The sequence below is a fragment of the Rhodococcus sp. ACT016 genome (genome assembly GCF_050477185.1).
Taxonomy (GTDB): domain Bacteria; phylum Actinomycetota; class Actinomycetes; order Mycobacteriales; family Mycobacteriaceae; genus Prescottella.
Genome location: NZ_JBEAET010000001.1, coordinates 2977680 through 2995551 on the forward strand (window position 1 = coordinate 2977680; position 17872 = coordinate 2995551).

A 17872-nucleotide genomic window follows, 5' to 3' on the forward strand; every position below is an offset into this window, starting at 1 on the left:
AACGAACAGACGGACGAGCGGGGCGGTAATGGGCACTGAACTGCAGGAACACAGCGTCGACCCGGCTCCGGGACTCGAGGAGCAGGCGGCCGCACTCGCCGACGGCCGCACGACCGCCGTGGCCGCGGTCAGCGCGGCGCTCGATCGGATCGAGGCCAGCCAGCCCACGCTCAACGCGTTCCGCGTCGTGCGCCGGTCCGCGGCGCTGGCCGAGGCCGCCGACGCCGATCGCCGCCTGGCCACCGGCGAACGCCTGCCGCTGCTGGGAGTCCCGATCGCGGTGAAGGACGACGTGGACGTGACCGGGGAGCCGACGGCGTTCGGCTGCCCGGGAGACTTTCCGGCGAAGACCGCCGACTCCGAGGTGGTGCGACGACTGCGCGCTGCGGGCGCAGTGATCGTCGGCAAGACCAACAGCCCCGAGCTCGGTCAGTGGCCGTTCACCGGGGGCAGCGCTTTCGGCCACACCCGCAACCCGTGGGGCCGGGGCCACACCCCGGGCGGGTCCTCCGGCGGCAGCGCGGCCGCCGTCGCCGCCGGACTGGTACCAGCCGCCATCGGATCCGACGGCGCCGGATCGGTCCGTATCCCCGCGGCGTGGACCCACCTGGTCGGGATCAAGCCGCAACGGGGTCGAATCTCGACGTGGCCCGAGGCCGAGGCTTTCCACGGCATCACCGTCAACGGCCCGCTCGCGCGCACGGTCGCCGACGCCGCCCTCCTGTTCGACGTGGTCGCCGGCAACCACGACGGCGACCTGCACAAGCCGCCGCCCGTCACGGTTCGCGACGCAGTCGGACGCGACCCGGGGCGGCTGCGGATCGCGCTGTCGCTGCGGATCCCGTTCACCGCGACCCCGACGGCGCTGCACCCGGAGATCCGGACCGCCGTCAGCCGCACCGCACACACGCTTCGCCGCCTCGGTCACGACGTCGTCGTCGACGATCCCGAGTACGGAATCCTGTTGGGCCTCAATTTCCTTCCCCGTTCTCTCGCCGGGGTGAACGGGTGGCTCGACCAGCTACCGGATTCCGCGCTGGTCGATCCACGCACCCGCGCCAACGCCCGCACCGGGCGCCTGCTCTCGGGGTGGCCGCTGCGCGCCGCCCGCGCCGCGGAGCCACGCATGCGGCGCCGGGTCGGAGCGATATTCGACGACTACGACGTGATCCTCGCCCCCACCACCGCGACTCCCCCACCGCGTGTGGACGCGTTGGATGCGATCGGCGGTTTTCAGACCGACAAGGTGATCACGGCGGCGTGCCCGTACACGTGGCCGTGGAACATCCTCGGCTGGCCCAGCGTGAACGTCCCGGCAGGGTTCACTGCCGACGGCCTCCCGATCGGCGTGCAGTTGATGGGCCACGACAACACCGAGCCACTCCTGGTCTCCCTTGCCGCACAGATCGAATCGGTCGAGCAATGGTCCTCCCACCGGCCGCCGCGGTGGTGGTGAGTGTGACGAGCGTCCGGGATCGCGTCCTCGCGGCGGCGCTGCACATCGTCGGGACGGAGGGCGTCCCGGCCGTGACCAACCGGCGCATCGCCGCGGAGGCGGGGGTATCCCTCGGGTCGGTCACGTATCACTTCGCGTCGCAGTCGGATCTGCTGCGGGCCGCGTTGACCGGCTTCGTGTCCGAGGAGACCACGCGCCTACGTGAGATCGCGGAGACCTATCGGGACACCGGACTCAGCATCGAGGACGCCGCCGCGATCACCGAGCGGATCGCCCGCGATCTCGCGTTCTCGGCGGAGCGGATCGCGCCGTTCGAGTTGTACATCCAGGCGGGGCGCGACCCGGAGCTCCGGGACGCCGCCGACGAGTGCTTCGCCGCGTACGACGAACTGACGGTGACGATCCTGGGCGCGCTCGGCATCCCGAACCCGGAGTCTCTGGCCCCCACCCTGGTTGCGACCATCGCGGGCCTGCAGTTGCGCCGCCTCGCCACCGGGAACGGCGGACAGGACTTCTCGACAGCGGTGCTCCAGCTGATCCGCGGCGCCTTCCTGCCGCTGTCGTGATGCGCCGTCACGATGCATGCCGGATCGCGTCCACCACCACCTCCAGGTCGTCGTCGTTGTTGAAGAAGTGGAAACCTACCCGCAGCCGATTGCCGGTCACGGTCGCGACGACGCCGTGCCTGCGTAGCGATTCGGCCGTTCGCACTCCGTCCGGGACGTCGACTGCGACGATGTGCGACGCTGCGCCCTGGTTGGCATCACGGCATCCCAGCGCGGTTGCCTGTTCGCGGAAGCGTGCCGACAGTCGCAGTGTGTGCCGTTGAGTCAGATCTCGGTCCAGCTCCGACAGAACCGAAAGTGCGGCTTCGGCACCGACCCAGGAGAACCACGCCGGCGACGTGTCGCATCGCGACGCGTCGGACGCCTCCCGATATCCGCCGCCGAAGTAACCCTGCGGACTGCCCGTGCTCTTCCAACTCGGCGCCAGCGGCCGCAGGTCCGCGACCCGATCCGGCCGCACCACCAGCCACGCCGTCCCGCGGGGACAGAGCATCCATTTGTACCCGTGTACCGCGACGTAGTCGGCGGCGAGCTCGTCGAGCCGGCTATCGAGGACACCCAGCGTCTGGGTGACGTTGACGAACAGCCGGGCACCCGCGTCGTCGGTCGCCCGCCGCAGCGCCGGCAGATCGACGCGTTCGCCGTCCAACGTGATGACCTCGCTCACCGCGACGAGCGCGGTGTCGGGCCCGATCGCGTCGAGCAGGACGTCGGTGCGCGACAGTCCGGCCACCCGCGGGACGACTCGGACGCGGACGTCGTCACCGAGCAGCCGCATCCACGGATAGAGGTTGCTCCGGAACTCGTCCTCTGCCACCACGATCTCCCCGACGGAGATCGTGGAGGCCACCGTCGCCGCCGCCTCCGAGAGCGACCCGAGCGTGGCGACCGTTCCGGGCGCGACGCCGAGGTAGTCGGCGAACAGCTCGCGGGCGCGGGCCGCGGCCCCGTCCCAGTGCAGCCAGTCGAACGTCCCGCCGGACCAGTCCTCGAGCGCCCGGGTGAGTGCCGCGGTCACCGGGAGCGCGGCGGGTGGCGCTCCCGGGGTGTCGAGCCAGATCCGTTGGCCGAGTGCGGGAAACAGCGCCCTGAACTGAGAGTGGTTCATTCCGGGATCGCCACCACTGCCTCGATCTCGACGGCGAGTTCCGGTGCCGCGAGCGCGGCGACGACCGCGGCGGAGTGCGCCGGATAGACGCCGTCGGGGTACCACCGGGCGAACACCTCGTCGCGCGCGAGGGCGAACTCGCGGAACGAATCCCCTCCGACGAGGACAGTGAGCATCTTCACGATCTTGTCCGGACCGACGCCGAGGGCATCGAGAACGGCCTCGAGGTTCTCGAACGTCCGAGCCGCCTGTGCCCGGCACCCGCCCGGCACGATCGCGCCGGTCGCGTCGGCGCCGATCTGTCCGGAGACGAACGCCAACCGGTGCCCCGCGGGAACGATGGCGACGTGGCTGAACTTGCCCATCGGGGGTGCCACGTTCGCCGGATCGAAGTAGTTCACGAGTCGATCTTCCTTTCGGTGGAGAAAACGATCTTGCCGAAACCTCCGGCGTGCGCCATGTCGGCGAGCACCGCCGGCGCATCCGGGAGAGGTCGGATCGAGTCGACGACGGGACGAATCGAATGCCGCGTGACGAAGTCGAGCATGTCCCCAAACTCCTCCTCGCTGCCCATCGAGGTTCCGATGATCTCGATCTGACGGAAGAAGATCTCCCGCAACGACATCGAGACGTCCGCCCCGGTGGTGGCACCGAACGTGACGAGGCGCCCGCCCGGCCGGAGGGCGCGGACCGCGGCGTCGAACGCCGCGGTCCCGACACCGTCGAACACCACGTCCGCGGGCCGTGCGAGTGCCGAATCGAAGTCCTCGTTCCCCACGACGGCATGGGTGGCGCCCAGTTCGAGCGCGCGATCCGCAGCGGCGCGGCTGCGGCTGGTCACCGTCACCTCGGCGCCCGCGGCGACCGCCATCGCCAGCGCGAGGGGTGCGACGCCACCACTGATCCCGGTGACGACCACGTGCTCACCGGCGCGCAGGCGCGCCCGCGAGAAGAGCCCGCGGTAGGCCGTCAGACCGGCGAGCCCGAGCGCGGCCGCTTCGTGCGCGGACAGATGCGGCGGCACCGGATGCACGTTTCGTTCCGGCACGCACACATACTCGGCGAACGTTCCGGGTCGTGGGCCTCCCAGAATCTCGGGAACCTCCGGGACCTCGCCGGTGCGGGACCAGCCGAGACAGGGGTTGATCAGCACGGAGCGGCCGCGGAGCCGACCGTCGACGCCGGCCCCGACCGCCTCGATCGTCCCCACACCGTCGGCACCGATGATCAGCGGCTCGGATCCCTCTGCGCGCCGGTCGATCAGGAACAACTCGTGACGGTTGAGCCCGGCCGCGGCGAGCGCCACCCGCACCTCCCCGGCGGCCGGGGTCGGAGTCGGCAGTTCGGTGACCGACATCCCGGCGGCGCCGGGCAGTCCGGCATGAGTGGCGGCGATCACGACGTCACCGCGTCGGGTGCCTTGCCGGTGCGCAGCGACACACCGAGCGTCTCCGGCGTGACGAGCGCTGCGAGCAGGCTGATGAGCGCGCCCGCGGCGAGATACGCGGCCGGCGCGTAGGTGGAGTGGGTGTAGGTGACGAGCGCGGTCGCGATCAGGGGGCCGGCGCCGCCGAACAGGACGACGCCGAGGTTGTAGCCGATGGCGAGGCCGCTGTACCGCCGGGAGGTCGGGAACAGTTCCGAGAACAGCGCCGGCTGGGGCGCGAGCATCATCGCGTCGCCGATCAGGATCAACACGATGCCGAGGAGCACCGTCACGAACGAACGCTGGTGGATCAGTAGGAATCCGATCGGAGTGGTGACGACCACCCAGGCGGCACCCCAGAGCAGGAAGGGCCTGCGGCCCACCCGATCACACACTCGCGCGAAGGTCACGACCATGACGACCAGGAACAGCATCGCGACCAGGCCCGCGCCCCGCGCCGCCGACGAGTCGATGTGCAGTTCGGTGATGAAGAAGGTGGGGCCGTAGACCAGCAGGACGTACGTGCACATCGTGGGCGCGCACACCAGGCCGCACACCAGCAGGATCGAGCGCCAGTTCTCGCGGAGCGCGCTCAGGAGCGGGGACCGCTCCTTCGTGCCGCCCGCCGCCATCTCGGTGTACTCCTCCGACTCCTCGAGCTTGAGGCGCATGTACAGCCCGATCATGCCGAGTGGCAGCGCGAGCAGGAACGGGATCCGCCAGCCCCAGGACTGCAGGGCGTCAGAGCTGAGGGTCGCCGTGAGGATCAACGAACTCAATGCGGCGGTGAACATGCCCAGCGAGATGGTGATCGTCTGCCAGCTGCCGTAGTAGGCGCGACGGTGCGCGGGAGCCGATTCGACGACGTACGCTGCGGCCCCCATCCATTCGCCGCCGGCGGAGATCCCCTGGACGCATCGCAGGACCAGGATCAGCAGCGGCGCCGCCACACCGATGCTCGCGTAGGAGGGCACGACCGCCATGAGCGCGGTGGCGAGCGAGATCATCAGGATGATCGCGGAGAGCGTCACCTTCCTGCCGAACCGGTCTCCGATGTAACCGAAGAAGATTCCGCCGAGGGGGCGGACGACGAAGCTGATGCCGAAGACGAGGAAGGTGAGCATCAACGAGACCGCGGGATCGCCCTTGTCGAAGAACAGGACGGAGAACGTGGCCGCGAAGTAGCCGTAGAGGACGAACTCGTACCACTCGAGGAAGTTCCCGATGCAGGCGGCGACGATCGCCTTGCGTTTGGCCGGGGACAGGACATCCGAATCCTGTTGTGCGACTGAAGGGGTGGCAAGCTGGGACATGGGTCACTCCTGGGTCGGGGATGACGCGGGGATGGGAGAAGCCGTAGGGCTGTGATCGGTCTGAACACGGAAGAGCGGGGACTACCAGGCGGGCGATCCGAACGTCGGGATGTCGGTGACGTGATCGAGGTACGTGCCGTAGTCGATGTCGAGGCGGGCGAATCCGTACGCGGCGCGGACCTCACTCGTGACGGTGAGCAGCTCCAAAGGGTCACTGCGGCACGGTTGGTGCGCCAAGGTGGCCGACCCCGACCGCGGGGAGTGTTCGGATTCGAACGCGAAGGGGATCCGGACGAGGCGGCTGACGTCGAATCCGGTCCCCTCCGCGCTCGGGATGAGCTTGAGCGTGTAGTGGGTCGAGAACCACTCTGGTACCAGTTCGGTTGCCGGGCGGGCGCCGCCGAGGGCCACCCGCCCCGCGACCAGGTCGATGCCGGCGGCGTTCGTGATCGAGTACTCGATGCCGTCCGGGGTCTCGTCGAGCCGCACTCGACGCGCCTGCTTCTTCGGCAACCCGAACAGCTCGCGACCGAGGATGCCGTGGTTCAGCCCTTCGACGTAGGTCCCGACGGCATAGGCGCCGTCGCTCCCCCCGTCGTGACGGCAGCGGACCGAGATGCCGCCCTGCATGTAGGCCGGCCGCACCTCCTTCGTGCCGTCGGCGGCCGAGAACTCGGCCCCGATGAACTCCGCGATCCACACCGCCACCTGCGGGCGACCACCCGGTCCGAGCGGCGCCGGCAGGATCGCGTCGAGCACCTCGCCGTCCGTCTCGTACACCAGCGACAACCAGCGGACGCGGACCGATTCGGTGCCTGCGGCGAACAGGGGCGCGAACGCGGGCATCGCGGTGGCCGCTGCCGCGCGCCGAGGCGTCACGCGTACACCGCCGAGCCGTCGACGACCAGCGCGGCCTCGATCTCGGCGACGATCCGTTCGGTGGTGGGCACGACGGCATCGACGAGGCTGGGCGCGGCCGGGATTCGCGCCGGCGGGGCACCGATGCGCAGCGGCGGTTGCCGGAGGTCGACACCCGAGCACACCACGTCCGCAACGACCTCCGCGCCGAGACCGGCGAAGGTGTGCGCCTCGTGGACCACCGCGAGGCGGCCGGTACGCTGCACGGATCGCTTGATCGCGCCGGTGTCGAGGGGACGCAGCCATCTGGCGTCGATGACCTCGAGGTCGATCCCCTTGGCCGCCAGAGCATCCGCCGCCTCGAGCACCCGGAACTGCATTGCACCCCAGGTGACCACCGTCATCGTCGTTCCGGGCCGACGGGTCACGGCGCCACCGAGCGGCAGCACCGGTCCGCCCACGGCGAGGGGCGCCTTGGCGCCGTGGTAGAGCGTCCGGTTCTCGATAACGATGGTGGGATCGTCCGACCGGATCGCGGTCAGCAGGAGATCGTGAGCGTCCTGCGCCGTGGCAGGCATACACACCTGGAGTCCGGGCACGTGCGCGAAGAGGGCCTCGAGACTCTGCGAGTGCTGCGCACACGCGCCCGGCGCACTCCCCTGCTGCGTCCGCACCGTGATCGGCGCGGACAGCACGCCCTCGGAGACGTACCGGATGTTGGCTGCCTGATTCACCAACTGGTCCAGCGCGACCAGGGAGAAGTCCGCCCACATGATCTCGACGATCGGCCGTCGGCCGAACATCGCCGAACCGATCGCCCCGCCCAGGATCGCCGACTCCGAGATGGGAGTGTCGAACACCCTGTCGCCGAAGGCTTTCCGGAGTCCTTTCGTGACCCCGAAAACCCCGCCGGGGGCGGCGACGTCCTCGCCGAACACCAACGTGGTCGGGTCTTCGGTGAGGGCGCGGCGCAGAGCCTCGTTGACGGCGCCGGCGTAGGTCAGGTTCTTGATGTCAGGCATAGAGGTGCTCCAGTGCGGTGTGGGGATCGGCAATCGGATCGCGCAGCGCCCGGTCCGACGCATCGGCGACCTCGCGGGCCACGTCGGCCGCCACGGCGTCGAGGTCGTCCTGCGTCACGCCGGACGCCAGTAGCGACTGCGCGGCGCGGACCAGCGGTTCTTCGGGGGTGATCTCCTCGATCTCACCGTCGGGTCGGTACTGCTGGGCGTCACCGATGTAGTGACCGACGAGGCGATGCGTCATCGCCTCGAGCAGCACCGGCCCCTTGCCGTCGCGCGCGTGTTCCGCTGCCCGAGACACGGCCTCGGCGACCTTCTCGGGGTCGTTCCCGTCGATCCGCGCGCCGGTGAAGCCGTAGATGCCCGCCCGCTTGAACAGGACCTCGTTCTTGACCATGTCGACGATCGGCGTCATCTCGGAGTAGTGGTTGTTCTCGACGACGAAGATCACCGGGAGGTTGCGAATGGACGCGAAGTTCATCGCCTCGTGGACGGCACCCTGGTTCAGGGCTCCGTCACCGAAGGCCGCCACCGCGACCCGGCCCGAACCGTCGAATGTGGCAGCGAGCGCCGCACCCGCGGCGATCGGCGCGCCGGCACCGACGATCGAGTTCTCGCCGTACATCGCGTGCGCCGGTGTGGAGAAGTACGCCGACCCGCCGCGGCCACCGTTCGCGCCGGTGCTCCGGCCGAGGAGCTCGGCGAGGACCTGGTGCACCGAGGCCCCGAGGGCGAGCGCCCAGCCGTGACCGCGGTAGGTGGGGAACACTGCGTCGCGCGAAAGATCCAGCCCCGCAGCGCCACCGACGTAGATGGCCTCCTGACCATTGCACAGGTGGACCGATCCGACGATGTCGCCGGCCTTGCGCAGCCGGAGTATCTCGTTCTCGGTCGCGCGGATGCGGTGCATCTCGCGGAAGTATCGGAGCAGAACTCGAGACATGTGTCCTCCACAGTCTGATGGTGATGAGGTAGTAGATGGAGTGCCGGCAGTGCGACGGAGGTCGCGTCAGCGGCCGTCGCCCACCGCGCGCAGCGGTGTGGGCGAGGTGGCGCGAAGGTGGGACGTGGCCCGGTGCGCGACGTCGCGGACGTGCGTGCTCAGCGAGCCGAGATCGCGGTTGAATCGGGCGGTCGGCGCCGACACGGCGTAGGCGCCCGACGGCTTGCCGTCGACGTCGAAGAAGGGGGCTGCCACGCACGACACACCGATCTCGTACTCCTCGGCGTCGATCGCGTAGCCACGCTGGGCCACCAGTTTGAGTTCCGTCGCGAGCGCGCCGTGGTTCGGGATCGTGTTCGGGGTCAGCTGCGTGAAGCTGTCGTCGGGAAGCATCGCTTCGACGTCGCGCCCCGGCAGGTGCGCGAGGATCGCCTTGCACGATGCGCGGGCGTGCATGTTGCCGGTGTAGCCCACGTCGAGGTTTCCGACGTTCAGCATGTGCAGTCCGGCGATCCACTCCTGGAGCGTGACCGTGCCGTGGTACCAGCCGGAGATGTACACCGTCTCCCGGGTCAGCCGATGCAGCCTGGACAACAGCGCCGAGAGTGTCGGATCGGGACGGGTGTGATCGGCCACCGTCTTGCTCAGCCGTGCCGCCCGACTGCCCACGATGTAGGTGCCTTTGGGTAGCCGCGTGACGAAGCCGTCCTCCTGCAGGGTGCGCAGGATGTGATAGCAGGTGCTGCGATTGAGATCGAGCTGTCGTGCAAGGCTTTTCGCCGACGCCGTGCCGTCGGCCGCGGCGATGGCCTCGAGGACCTCCAGCCCGCGGGACAGCGTGCGTAGCGTCGTCCCCGGGTTGGAGGCGGTCACGACGTCGTCCGAGACGCGAGGGCGAGAAGTGTTCGCGCCAAAACCTGGGCCGACGTGACGACCTCGTCCTCCTCGATCGACTCGTCCGGGCTGTGCGCGAGCGCCGTATCGCCGGGGCCGTAGATGATCGTGGGGATGCCGCGGGGTCCGTACTGCGCAGCATCGGTGGCGGCAGTCAGACCCACCAGCGGCGTCTGCGACCCACGCACGATGTCGATGCTCTCCCGGACCGCATGCACGAGAGGAGCGTCGGCGTCGCTCTGCCATCCCGGCAACTCGTGCTGCCACACGACTCTGCTCGGTCGCGGGCCCCAGCCGGCGTCAGCGTCGACCTTCGCCACCAGTTCCTCGATCCGCGCACGCATCTCGTCGAGATCCTCGCCGGCGGCCACTCCCCATCGACCGGCCATCTCGGCGGTATCCGGCACTGCCGCCCGCCATGTCCCCGCGCGCACGGTCCCCATGACGAACGGGACGGGTGTCGGGATGTCCGCGAAGTACTCGTTCCGGTGGTCCTCCGCCCGGGCGTCCGCAAGTTCGGAGAGCGCGGAGTGGACACGCATCAGGTGCAGAAAGGCGTCCTGGCCACGCCACGGCGCCGACGTGTGGGCCGAGACCCCGTCGATCTCGACACGGAAGAACAGCAACCCGGTTCCGGCAGGCGCCGCGATCCCGCAGGTCGGTTCGAGAACGATGGCCGCCGCCGGTTCCGCGATCCGTTCGAAGGCGGCGCGGGTGCCGATACCTGTCGTCTCCTCGGCGATCACCAGCTGGACGGCAACATCGAAGGGCAAGTCCACGTCCAGGTTTCGCAGCGCCTGCAACGCGAACACTCCGGAGGCGACCGGCCCCTTCGTGTCGACCGATCCGCGTCCGTGAACGCGTCCGTCGCGGCGCACGCCGCTGAATGGCGGCAACGTCCAGGATTCGAGGTCGCCGGGCGGCACGACGTCGATGTGCCCGTTCAGCACGACCGTCGGCGCGTCACCGCGGGGCGGGCGGGGCCACGCGACGATGTTGCGTCGGTGCTCGAGCCGCGGCTCCGTGGCCGGGTCCGCGGCGCGTCCGGCCGCGGTCAGGTGAAGATGCTGTGTCTCGTAGGTCCAACCGTTCGCGTCGAACCAGTCGGTGAGGAACCCGTGGATGGTGTCCTCGTCCCCGCTGACACTGGGGCAACGCACAGCGCCGGAGAGGAACTCGAGCATCGGCTCCCTCAGGTCCTCGACCGTGTCGTGCAGCCGGCTCACCGCGGGTTCGGTAGCTTCGGTCGTCCGGGTCATCGCAACACCTCGTTCGGTCATCCGTTCGTTCGGTGGACCCACGATGAACTCCGAGCGATGGTTGGGCAACGAGGACGCCGATCCAGTGTCACTATATGAACTTTCGGTCGACCGGACTACTCCGATCGGCGCCGAATCGCCTGCCGACGCGGCATACATACCGGTCAGTCCGCTCCGGGGATCGAGATCGCCCTCACGGAATTTCAAATACCCGGACGAGGGGCCGAGCGATCTCGATCCCGATTCCGTTCGGACCTATCGTGACGCGCCTAGGCAACCGTGCCGCGGGGCACACGGCTCCACGGCTTCCGACAACCCTTGGCAGGAGCTTCAGAATGACCGAGGCCACGCTGTACGGCCGGCACCGATCCGTCATGCCCGATTGGATGTCGTTGTACTACCAGGATCCCCTCGAACTCGTGTCGGGGAAGGGACGTCACGTCGTCGGAGGGGACGGACGCACCTATCTGGACTTCTTCGGCGGTCTGCTCGCGACCATGGTCGGCCACGACATCCCCGAGATAACCGAGGCGATCCGCGCCCAGGCGGGACGCATCATGCACTCCTCGACGCTCTATCTGATCCGCGCCCAGGTGGAACTCGCCGAGAAGATCGCGGCCCGGGCGCCGATCGACGACCCGCGCGTCTTCTTCGTCAACTCCGGATCGGAAGCCGTCGAGACGGCGTTCCTGCTCACCAGTTGTGCGAAATCCTCGAACCAGGTCATCGCTCTGCGGGGTAGCTACCACGGTCGGTCGTTCGGCACCGTCGCCGCGACCGGGATCCGAGGATGGTCGGCCACCTCGCTCAGTCCGTTGCAGGTGACGTACGCGCACAGTGGATACAAGTACCGGAGTCCGTTCGGACACCTGGACGACGATGCCTACACCGCCGCGTGCGCCGACGAACTCCGCACGATGATCGAGACATCCACCTCGGGGAACGTGGCCTGTTTCATCGCCGAACCGGTCCAGGGGGCAGGCGGTTTCGCCACTCCCCCGGACGGGTTCTTCCTGGCGATGCAGGAGGTGTTGCGCGAGTACGAGATTCCGTTCGTCTCCGACGAGGTGCAGTCGGGCTGGGGACGGACCGGCAGGTCCTGGTTCGGAATCGAGCACTACGGCGTCCGGCCTCAGGCGATCACGTTCGCAAAGGGGCTGGCCAACGGTATGAGCATCGGTGGCGTCGTTGCCGAGGAGTCGCTCATGAACTCGCTGACCGCGAACTCGATCTCCACCGCCGGCGGCAATCCGATGGCGATGGCCGCCGGGAACGCGGTCCTGGACTACATCGAGGATCACGACCTGCAGTCCAACGCGGACCGCGTCGGCGCGCTGCTCTCCGACGGCCTCCGCGCGATTGCGGACCGCTGCCCGCTGGTCGGTGAGGTCCGCGGCGTCGGGCTGATGATCGGCGTCGAACTCGTCCTACCCGGTTCGAAGGCTCCCGCGGCGTCGGCGACCACCGCTGTCCTCGAGGAGGCGCGGGCCGCGGGCCTCCTCATCGGACGGGGTGGATTGCACGGCAACGTCCTTCGTGTCACGCCGCCGATGACGGTCACCGCCGAAGAGGCCACCGAGGCTCTCACGGTGCTGGAGTCCGTCCTGATGAAGGTGTCGGCCGCGGCCCGCGCGTGACGAGGCGATGACCGCACCGACCAACGCCTACGCCTACGGGCCTGCGTCGGATCGGGTCATCGCAGTGGATCGAACGCAGCCAGTTCGGGGGCCACCCTCCCGGTCACGATGCTGTCGGCGAGCAGGCGTCCCGTGACCGGGCCGAGGGTGATTCCCCACATCCCGTGGCCCCCGGCGACGTACACCCGCGGCGAACGAGTGGCGCCGACGAGCGGCAACCCGTCCGGCGTACACGGCCGGGACCCCACCCATTCGTCTCGTCGATCGTCCAGGTCCGCCCCACGCAGCAACGGACGGGCGGCCTCGACGATCGCCTCGATCCGCCGCCGATCGAGCGGTGCCTCCGGTGAGCGGAATTCCATCATCCCGGCAACCCGGAGACGGTCCCCGAGTGGTGTGCACGCGACACGTTGCGCCGGAAAGTAGACGGGACCCGACGGAACATGGTCGATCGGAACACTGAAGCTGTATCCCCGGCCGGCCTGCACGGGAAGGCCGACGCCGAATCCACGAGCGATGTCGCCCAGCCACGTTCCCGTGGCGAGCACCACGGCGTCGAACGGCCCCTCGTCGCCGATCGAGGTCGAAACTCGCACTGCGGCACCGTCGTCCACCACTCCAGTGACCTCGGCACCCTCGAGAACGAGGCCGCCGCGCCCGCGTACGGCCGCCGCGAGACTGTCCACGAAGCTGCCCGGATCGACGAATCGTTGACCGTGCAGTCGGATCGCGGCGCCGATCCGGTCGGACAGCGACGGCTCCACCTCGCGGGCATCGTCGCCGGACAGGACCTCGAATCCGACCTCCTGGCCCGCGCCTTGAACCTGCTCGATCTCCTCGAGCAGCACGGCGCGCTCCTGCTCGGTCCGATACGCGGCCAGAAAGGACTTCGCATTCCGCGTCCTGCCCGCAACCCCGTTCTCTTCGAGCGTGGCGAACGCCGGCAAGGCCTGCCGATTGACCTCCGCCAGTGCCGCCATCGCCCGCCGCCAACGCGGTGCCGTGCTGTGCAGGGCGAACGAGGCGAGAAACCGGATCAGCCGCAGGTTCAACGTCGGCGGAACGTACACAGGAGAACGTGGGCTGAGCAGGGCCCGGATTCCGTACCGGAGAACCGCCGGCTCCGGCAACGGCGTGCTGATACCCGGCGTGATCCATCCAGCGTTCCCCCACGACGCCCCGGCCGCCACACCCTCGCGGTCGAGCACCGTGACATCGATTCCCCGCTCCTGCAGAAACCATGCCGTCGACAACCCGACCATTCCGGCGCCGACGATCGCGGCTCGGCGTGGGGCAGCGTGACCGTTGACCATGTTCATACCTCTTTCCTCGATCTTTCCAGTCCCTTCGAGGATCGACCAGCGCACGCCGCCCGTCACCGTCACGAAGCGTCAACGGACGACACCGAAATTGTGCCGAAAGCACAGTCGGAACTCGCTGTTGCCGAACAACTGTCGGCCTTCGGGCCGTTCCGGCACTTTGGAGGAAGATGATCCGCCTCAGTTCCCTGCTCGACTCACTGGGCACGACGGTGGTGAGCCCGACAGCATCGGCCCGCCGAGACGACGTCACCGATGTCGTCCTTGCCGACGATGGCGGACCGGAGCCCGAGGGCTGCGCACAGCTCGTGCTCGGACCGGGAATTCACGGGACGTCGCGCGCGATCGAACTGCTGCGTCGTGCTGCCCGGGCACATTCTTGTGCGGTGGTGCTGTCGGCTCCTACCGCGTCCCATCCGGTCGTGGTCGACGCGGCCGAGTCGCTCGGTGTCGGAGTCGTCGAATTGCAGCCGACGACCTCGTGGACGCAGTTGGTGTGGCTCATCCGGAGCATCATCGACCGCTCCACCGCGTTCGCCGATTCCGCGGTTCACGACGAACCCGTCGACTACGACGCACTGTTCGCGCTCGCCGATGCTGCCGCCGCGATCGTCGGCGCGCCCGTGACCATCGAGGACGTCCATTCCCGAGTCCTCGCCTACTCCGAACTCCAGGACCGAACGGACGCCGCGCGGATCTCGACCATCGTCGGACGACGAGTGCCCGAGAGCGTGGTGCGGCATCTACGGTCGCGCGGAGCGTTCCGGCAGCTGCACAGCTGCGACGATCCCATTCGGATCGAGGCCGGGCCGGAGGGGTTCCTCCCGCGACTGGTCGTCCCGATCCGTGCCGGCCGAGAACTGCTCGGGTCCATCTGGGCCCTCGATCCCGAACCCCTGTCAGGAGATCGAACGAGCGAGCTCACCCGCACCGCATCGGCTGTCGCTCTCCACCTGGTCCGGTCGCGCGCCCAGTCCGGGATCGCGCGACGGCTGACCGCGGACCGAATCCGTGTGCTTCTGCTCTCGCCTGACGGCTCGACCACCGTCCCGCTCCCACCGGGACCATGGCGCGTCGTCGTGTTGTGGGACGTGCAAGGGCGCGGCGGTGATCAACAGCTCGTCCAGTGGGAACTCATCCTCCGCCGTCACGGCTGGCTCCAGCCGTTGCTCACGACGCTCGACGGACTTCCGGTCGCGGTCGTCGCCGATAGCGGGTCCTCGGCAGTCGCCGGAAGCTGGGAGTGGATGAAAGCGGTGGTTCCCGCAGCCGGCCCGAGGGCGCGCGCGTTGGCCGGCGCGCCCGCACACAGCCCGGCTGAACTGCCCAGATCGAGTACCGAAGCGATGGAACTGGCTCCCCTCGCACAGGAGGGACACATCGCCGATTCGTCGACGACGTTCGAGGGTGCGTGGACCGACCTCGTCCTCGCTCGCGCCCGCTCGGCGCTCCTCGCGATGCCCTTCCACGTCGGATGGGTGCAGGTGTTGATCGATCACGATCGGGAGCGCGGATCGGCCCTCGTCGCCACGCTGGCCACATACCTCGATCACTACGGCGAGCCCAAGCGCGCGGCGCGGGAACTCCACGTGCATCCGAACACCCTGCGCTACCGGATGAAGCAGATCGTCGATCTTTCCGGACTCGACTTCTCGGACCATCGGGTCCGGCTGGCGGCAGCGCTCGTGCTCAGCGCGATCACCACCACGGCCCGCGGACATCGTCGCGGCCGAGCGCACCAGCCCGTGGCGGCCGACCGGCCGGCCCGACAGGCACGTGTGCGGTGATACGTCGGGGCGCGGGTCAGTCGGCCCCGGGTTCGGGGGATGCGACGGATTCGAGGACCATCACCGGGATCCGGCGGTCGGTGGCCCGCTTCGCGTACCCCGCCCACGCCGGATAGATCGACAACCCGAGCCGCCACAACCGCTCGCGCTCCGCGCCTTCCGCCTCGCGCGCCCGAACGTCCCGCACCGCACCGCCGGCCACCGAGATCTCGGCCCGCGGGTGGGCGCGCAGGTTGTAGTACCAGGACGGGTTGTCCACCTGGCCGTAGTTGGAGGCGATCACGACGATCCGACCGTCGTCGGGCAGTCCGAGCAGCGGGAGGGTGCGCCGAAATCCGGTCCGCGCACCGGTCGTCGTGAGCATCACCACCGGCAGGCCCGTGAGCATGCTGGTCAGGGTGCGCCGCCCCCTGGTGATCCGGAAGACGGGACGGTCGATGTGGTGCAGAGTGCGAGCGAAAACCCAGGACACCGGAGCCAGGCCCGCGACCGAGCGCAGTCCGCGCTGAATCAGGTTGGCCTGACGATAGGTTCGCGCCTGCGACATCGGTACCTCCTCCCGATGGGATCGATCTTCGCACGCACGCTCGATCTGCACGCGGAAACGATCGGGTACCGATCGAAGCGACAACCGCACCTGTTGCGCGCTGGGGGTACGAGCCCCAGCGCGCAACATCTACGGTTCCGTCCCCGGCCGCTGGGGCAGGATTGCGTGGCGGCTACTCGGGGACCGGAATCCTCCCGCCGGCGGCAGCCCGACGAATGCAATCCCGCAATGCCGAACAGCTGTTGGAGACCAGGTTCGCCTTCACGGGCGACGTGGCGTTACTCAACTCGACACACACCTCCTTCGATCCCGCGGCCCACTGGATGCTGGTGTGATGCCAACTGTTCTTCTCCACGAGTACGCGATTGCGACAGAGGTCGCACGTGAGCGCCTGCATGGCTAGACCCTCTCCTCCTCGCCGGCCTGCCGGGCGAGGTTTGCGGCGACTTCCGCCTTCCATGCCTCGACCGGCCGGCTGGTGTCCAGTTCGAATTCGGAGCGTTGCACCATCTCCGGGGTGACGTCCGCGACGTCGACGCAGAACTGCTCGTACCAACGGCGCAGTTGGTAGACGGGCCCGTCCTCTTCACACAGGAGCGGATTCTCGATCCGCGTCTTGTTCTTCCAGATCTCGGCGTCCTGCTCGAACCCGATGCCGATGTAGCCGATCATCGCTTCCATCAGTTGCTCGGCGATCTCGGCGGGGACCTGCTCGGTCTTCTTGATCGAAATGCCGTACATGAGAACGAACTTGTCCGGACCGACCGGGTAGTGGCAGTTGATCAACATGGACTCGACCTCGTACCGGTCGTAGATGTACACGAGATCGTCTGTCATGAACGACGGGCCGTGATAGGCGGCGACCGATCGATTTCCCAGCAAACGGGGAATTTCCGGATCATCCCACTTGACGACGTCTTCACGGCTTTCGCCGCGTTGTTCCTGGATCGCGACGTGCCCTTCGAACACGTTCTTGAAGTAGGTCGGCATCCCGTAGTGCACATAGTAGAAGTGCGCCATGTCGACGACGTTGTCGATGATCTCGCGGCAATTCGTGTCGATCTCGAGCGCCTTCCACTCCCACTCGGTCCATTCGGCATCCGGAGTTCGAATCTCCGAGATCGTGACGTCAGGGGCCGGCGGATTTCCCTCCGGGTCGTGCCAGACGAAGATCAGTTCGTCCTTCTCCATCGCCAGCCACCGCCGCGTGCGAGCCAGCGGAGGCACCCGACGCGCATAGGGAATGTCGGCACATTTTCCGTTACCGTCCCATCGCCAGTCGTGGAACGGACACGCAACCGCGTCGCCCTTGATGACGCCCTGGCTCAGATCGCCACCCATGTGTCGGCAGTATGCGTCGAGGATCTTGATATCCCCCATGCTGTCGGCAAAGACGACAAGCTTCGTTCCGAAAGCCTCGACGGAGTGCGGCTTGCCGTCCTTGTAGTCCCGAGCCAAGCCCAGGCAATGCCACCCGCGCGCAAATCGGGTGGGCGGAACCCCCTGTTCGATGATGCGTATTTCATCCAGCTCAGTGGAAGCACTCATGGACATCCTCTTCCTCGATGATCATCAGACATTGATTTTCGGGCAGCGATCACCGCCCGCCCCAATCTCGCTCCACTAGAACCTGTTTCACCACATTTCCTCCCATCCACCGGGAAACGAAATAAGAGTTTCACCCTTTCGAAGAAACTTGCCTCAATTGACGCTTCGCATTGCGAATGTCGAAAAAGA

Annotated in this window: 16 protein-coding genes; 4 read left to right on the forward strand and 12 right to left on the reverse strand. The window is 68.2% G+C overall.

Features of this window, described 5'->3' with window-relative positions; translation table 11 throughout:
• The first annotated feature begins 28 nt into the window (after positions 1–28).
• Both ACQ5DX_RS13675 and ACQ5DX_RS13680 read left to right on the forward strand, forming a co-directional pair.
• Positions 29–1456: an amidase gene (locus ACQ5DX_RS13675; RefSeq protein ID WP_430333135.1), complete on the forward strand. Its 1428-nt coding sequence runs from the start codon at positions 29–31 to the stop codon at positions 1454–1456.
• Positions 1453–2022, forward strand: a complete 570-nt coding sequence (locus ACQ5DX_RS13680; protein ID WP_430335654.1) for a TetR/AcrR family transcriptional regulator — start codon at positions 1453–1455, stop codon at positions 2020–2022. Before ACQ5DX_RS13675 ends, ACQ5DX_RS13680 begins: the two co-directional genes overlap by 4 nt.
• 7 nt (positions 2023–2029) lie before the next feature.
• Here ACQ5DX_RS13680 and ACQ5DX_RS13685 read toward each other — a convergent pair whose 3' ends face one another.
• The 9 genes from ACQ5DX_RS13685 to ACQ5DX_RS13725 all read right to left on the reverse strand — a co-directional run bounded on the left by ACQ5DX_RS13685 (position 2030) and on the right by ACQ5DX_RS13725 (position 10845).
• A complete protein-coding gene (locus tag ACQ5DX_RS13685; protein ID WP_430333136.1) occupies positions 2030–3130 on the reverse strand; it encodes an aminotransferase class V-fold PLP-dependent enzyme in 1101 nt (366 codons plus the stop codon).
• Complete coding sequence (locus tag ACQ5DX_RS13690) at positions 3127–3531, reverse strand: RidA family protein (protein WP_430333137.1); 405 nt, start codon at positions 3529–3531, stop codon at positions 3127–3129. The genes ACQ5DX_RS13685 and ACQ5DX_RS13690 overlap by 4 nt, the downstream gene beginning before the upstream one ends.
• Entirely contained in the window at positions 3528–4529 is a 1002-nt protein-coding gene (locus ACQ5DX_RS13695; RefSeq protein ID WP_430333138.1) for a zinc-binding dehydrogenase, read from the reverse strand. The genes ACQ5DX_RS13690 and ACQ5DX_RS13695 overlap by 4 nt, the downstream gene beginning before the upstream one ends.
• A complete protein-coding gene (locus ACQ5DX_RS13700; protein WP_430333139.1) occupies positions 4526–5869 on the reverse strand; it encodes an MFS transporter in 1344 nt (447 codons plus the stop codon). Before ACQ5DX_RS13700 ends, ACQ5DX_RS13695 begins: the two co-directional genes overlap by 4 nt.
• Positions 5870–5950: 81 nt before the next feature.
• The gene (locus ACQ5DX_RS13705) at positions 5951–6748 is read right to left on the reverse strand and encodes an acetoacetate decarboxylase family protein (protein WP_430333140.1); all 798 of its coding nucleotides are present in this window, start codon (positions 6746–6748) and stop codon (positions 5951–5953) included.
• Positions 6745–7749 (reverse strand): alpha-ketoacid dehydrogenase subunit beta, encoded by a 1005-nt coding sequence (locus tag ACQ5DX_RS13710; protein WP_430333141.1) that lies wholly within the window; start codon positions 7747–7749, stop codon positions 6745–6747. The genes ACQ5DX_RS13705 and ACQ5DX_RS13710 overlap by 4 nt, the downstream gene beginning before the upstream one ends.
• Positions 7742–8692, reverse strand: a complete 951-nt coding sequence (locus ACQ5DX_RS13715) for a thiamine pyrophosphate-dependent dehydrogenase E1 component subunit alpha (protein WP_430333142.1) — start codon at positions 8690–8692, stop codon at positions 7742–7744. Before ACQ5DX_RS13715 ends, ACQ5DX_RS13710 begins: the two co-directional genes overlap by 8 nt.
• 66 nt (positions 8693–8758) lie before the next feature.
• Positions 8759–9565, reverse strand: a complete 807-nt coding sequence (locus ACQ5DX_RS13720; RefSeq protein WP_430333143.1) for an IclR family transcriptional regulator — start codon at positions 9563–9565, stop codon at positions 8759–8761.
• Complete coding sequence (locus ACQ5DX_RS13725; RefSeq protein WP_430333144.1) at positions 9562–10845, reverse strand: M20 family metallopeptidase; 1284 nt, start codon at positions 10843–10845, stop codon at positions 9562–9564. Before ACQ5DX_RS13725 ends, ACQ5DX_RS13720 begins: the two co-directional genes overlap by 4 nt.
• Before the next feature lie 335 nt (positions 10846–11180).
• On the opposite strand from ACQ5DX_RS13725, the gene ACQ5DX_RS13730 reads away from it, so the two are divergent.
• Entirely contained in the window at positions 11181–12482 is a 1302-nt protein-coding gene (locus tag ACQ5DX_RS13730) for an aspartate aminotransferase family protein (RefSeq protein ID WP_430333145.1), read from the forward strand.
• A 56-nt stretch (positions 12483–12538) separates the two neighbouring features.
• Here ACQ5DX_RS13730 and ACQ5DX_RS13735 read toward each other — a convergent pair whose 3' ends face one another.
• Positions 12539–13795 carry an NAD(P)/FAD-dependent oxidoreductase gene (locus tag ACQ5DX_RS13735; protein WP_430335655.1) on the reverse strand — a complete coding sequence of 419 codons (1257 nt, stop codon included), beginning with the start codon at positions 13793–13795 and terminating at the stop codon, positions 12539–12541.
• A 176-nt stretch (positions 13796–13971) separates the two neighbouring features.
• On the opposite strand from ACQ5DX_RS13735, the gene ACQ5DX_RS13740 reads away from it, so the two are divergent.
• Positions 13972–15588 (forward strand): PucR family transcriptional regulator, encoded by a 1617-nt coding sequence (locus tag ACQ5DX_RS13740; protein WP_430333146.1) that lies wholly within the window; start codon positions 13972–13974, stop codon positions 15586–15588.
• Positions 15589–15604: 16 nt separating this feature from the next.
• Here ACQ5DX_RS13740 and ACQ5DX_RS13745 read toward each other — a convergent pair whose 3' ends face one another.
• Positions 15605–16135 (reverse strand): nitroreductase/quinone reductase family protein, encoded by a 531-nt coding sequence (locus ACQ5DX_RS13745; RefSeq protein ID WP_430333147.1) that lies wholly within the window; start codon positions 16133–16135, stop codon positions 15605–15607.
• A 399-nt stretch (positions 16136–16534) separates the two neighbouring features.
• A complete protein-coding gene (locus tag ACQ5DX_RS13750) occupies positions 16535–17689 on the reverse strand; it encodes a Rieske 2Fe-2S domain-containing protein (protein ID WP_430333148.1) in 1155 nt (384 codons plus the stop codon).
• Positions 17690–17872 lie beyond the last annotated feature (183 nt).

Excerpts from the sequence above, each read along its gene's own strand:
- ACQ5DX_RS13675 (WP_430333135.1), top strand. The coding sequence starts at position 29 with ATGGGCACTGAACTGCAGGAACACAGCGTCGACCCGGCTCCGGGACTC.
- ACQ5DX_RS13685 (WP_430333136.1), bottom strand. The coding sequence starts at position 3,130 with ATGAACCACTCTCAGTTCAGGGCGCTGTTTCCCGCACTCGGCCAACGG.
- ACQ5DX_RS13700 (WP_430333139.1), bottom strand. The coding sequence starts at position 5,869 with ATGTCCCAGCTTGCCACCCCTTCAGTCGCACAACAGGATTCGGATGTC.
- ACQ5DX_RS13710 (WP_430333141.1), bottom strand. The coding sequence starts at position 7,749 with ATGCCTGACATCAAGAACCTGACCTACGCCGGCGCCGTCAACGAGGCT.
- ACQ5DX_RS13715 (WP_430333142.1), bottom strand. The coding sequence starts at position 8,692 with ATGTCTCGAGTTCTGCTCCGATACTTCCGCGAGATGCACCGCATCCGC.
- ACQ5DX_RS13725 (WP_430333144.1), bottom strand. The coding sequence starts at position 10,845 with ATGACCCGGACGACCGAAGCTACCGAACCCGCGGTGAGCCGGCTGCAC.
- ACQ5DX_RS13730 (WP_430333145.1), top strand. The coding sequence starts at position 11,181 with ATGACCGAGGCCACGCTGTACGGCCGGCACCGATCCGTCATGCCCGAT.
- ACQ5DX_RS13735 (WP_430335655.1), bottom strand. The coding sequence starts at position 13,795 with ATGGTCAACGGTCACGCTGCCCCACGCCGAGCCGCGATCGTCGGCGCC.
- ACQ5DX_RS13740 (WP_430333146.1), top strand. The coding sequence starts at position 13,972 with ATGATCCGCCTCAGTTCCCTGCTCGACTCACTGGGCACGACGGTGGTG.
- ACQ5DX_RS13745 (WP_430333147.1), bottom strand. The coding sequence starts at position 16,135 with ATGTCGCAGGCGCGAACCTATCGTCAGGCCAACCTGATTCAGCGCGGA.
- ACQ5DX_RS13750 (WP_430333148.1), bottom strand. The coding sequence starts at position 17,689 with ATGTCCATGAGTGCTTCCACTGAGCTGGATGAAATACGCATCATCGAA.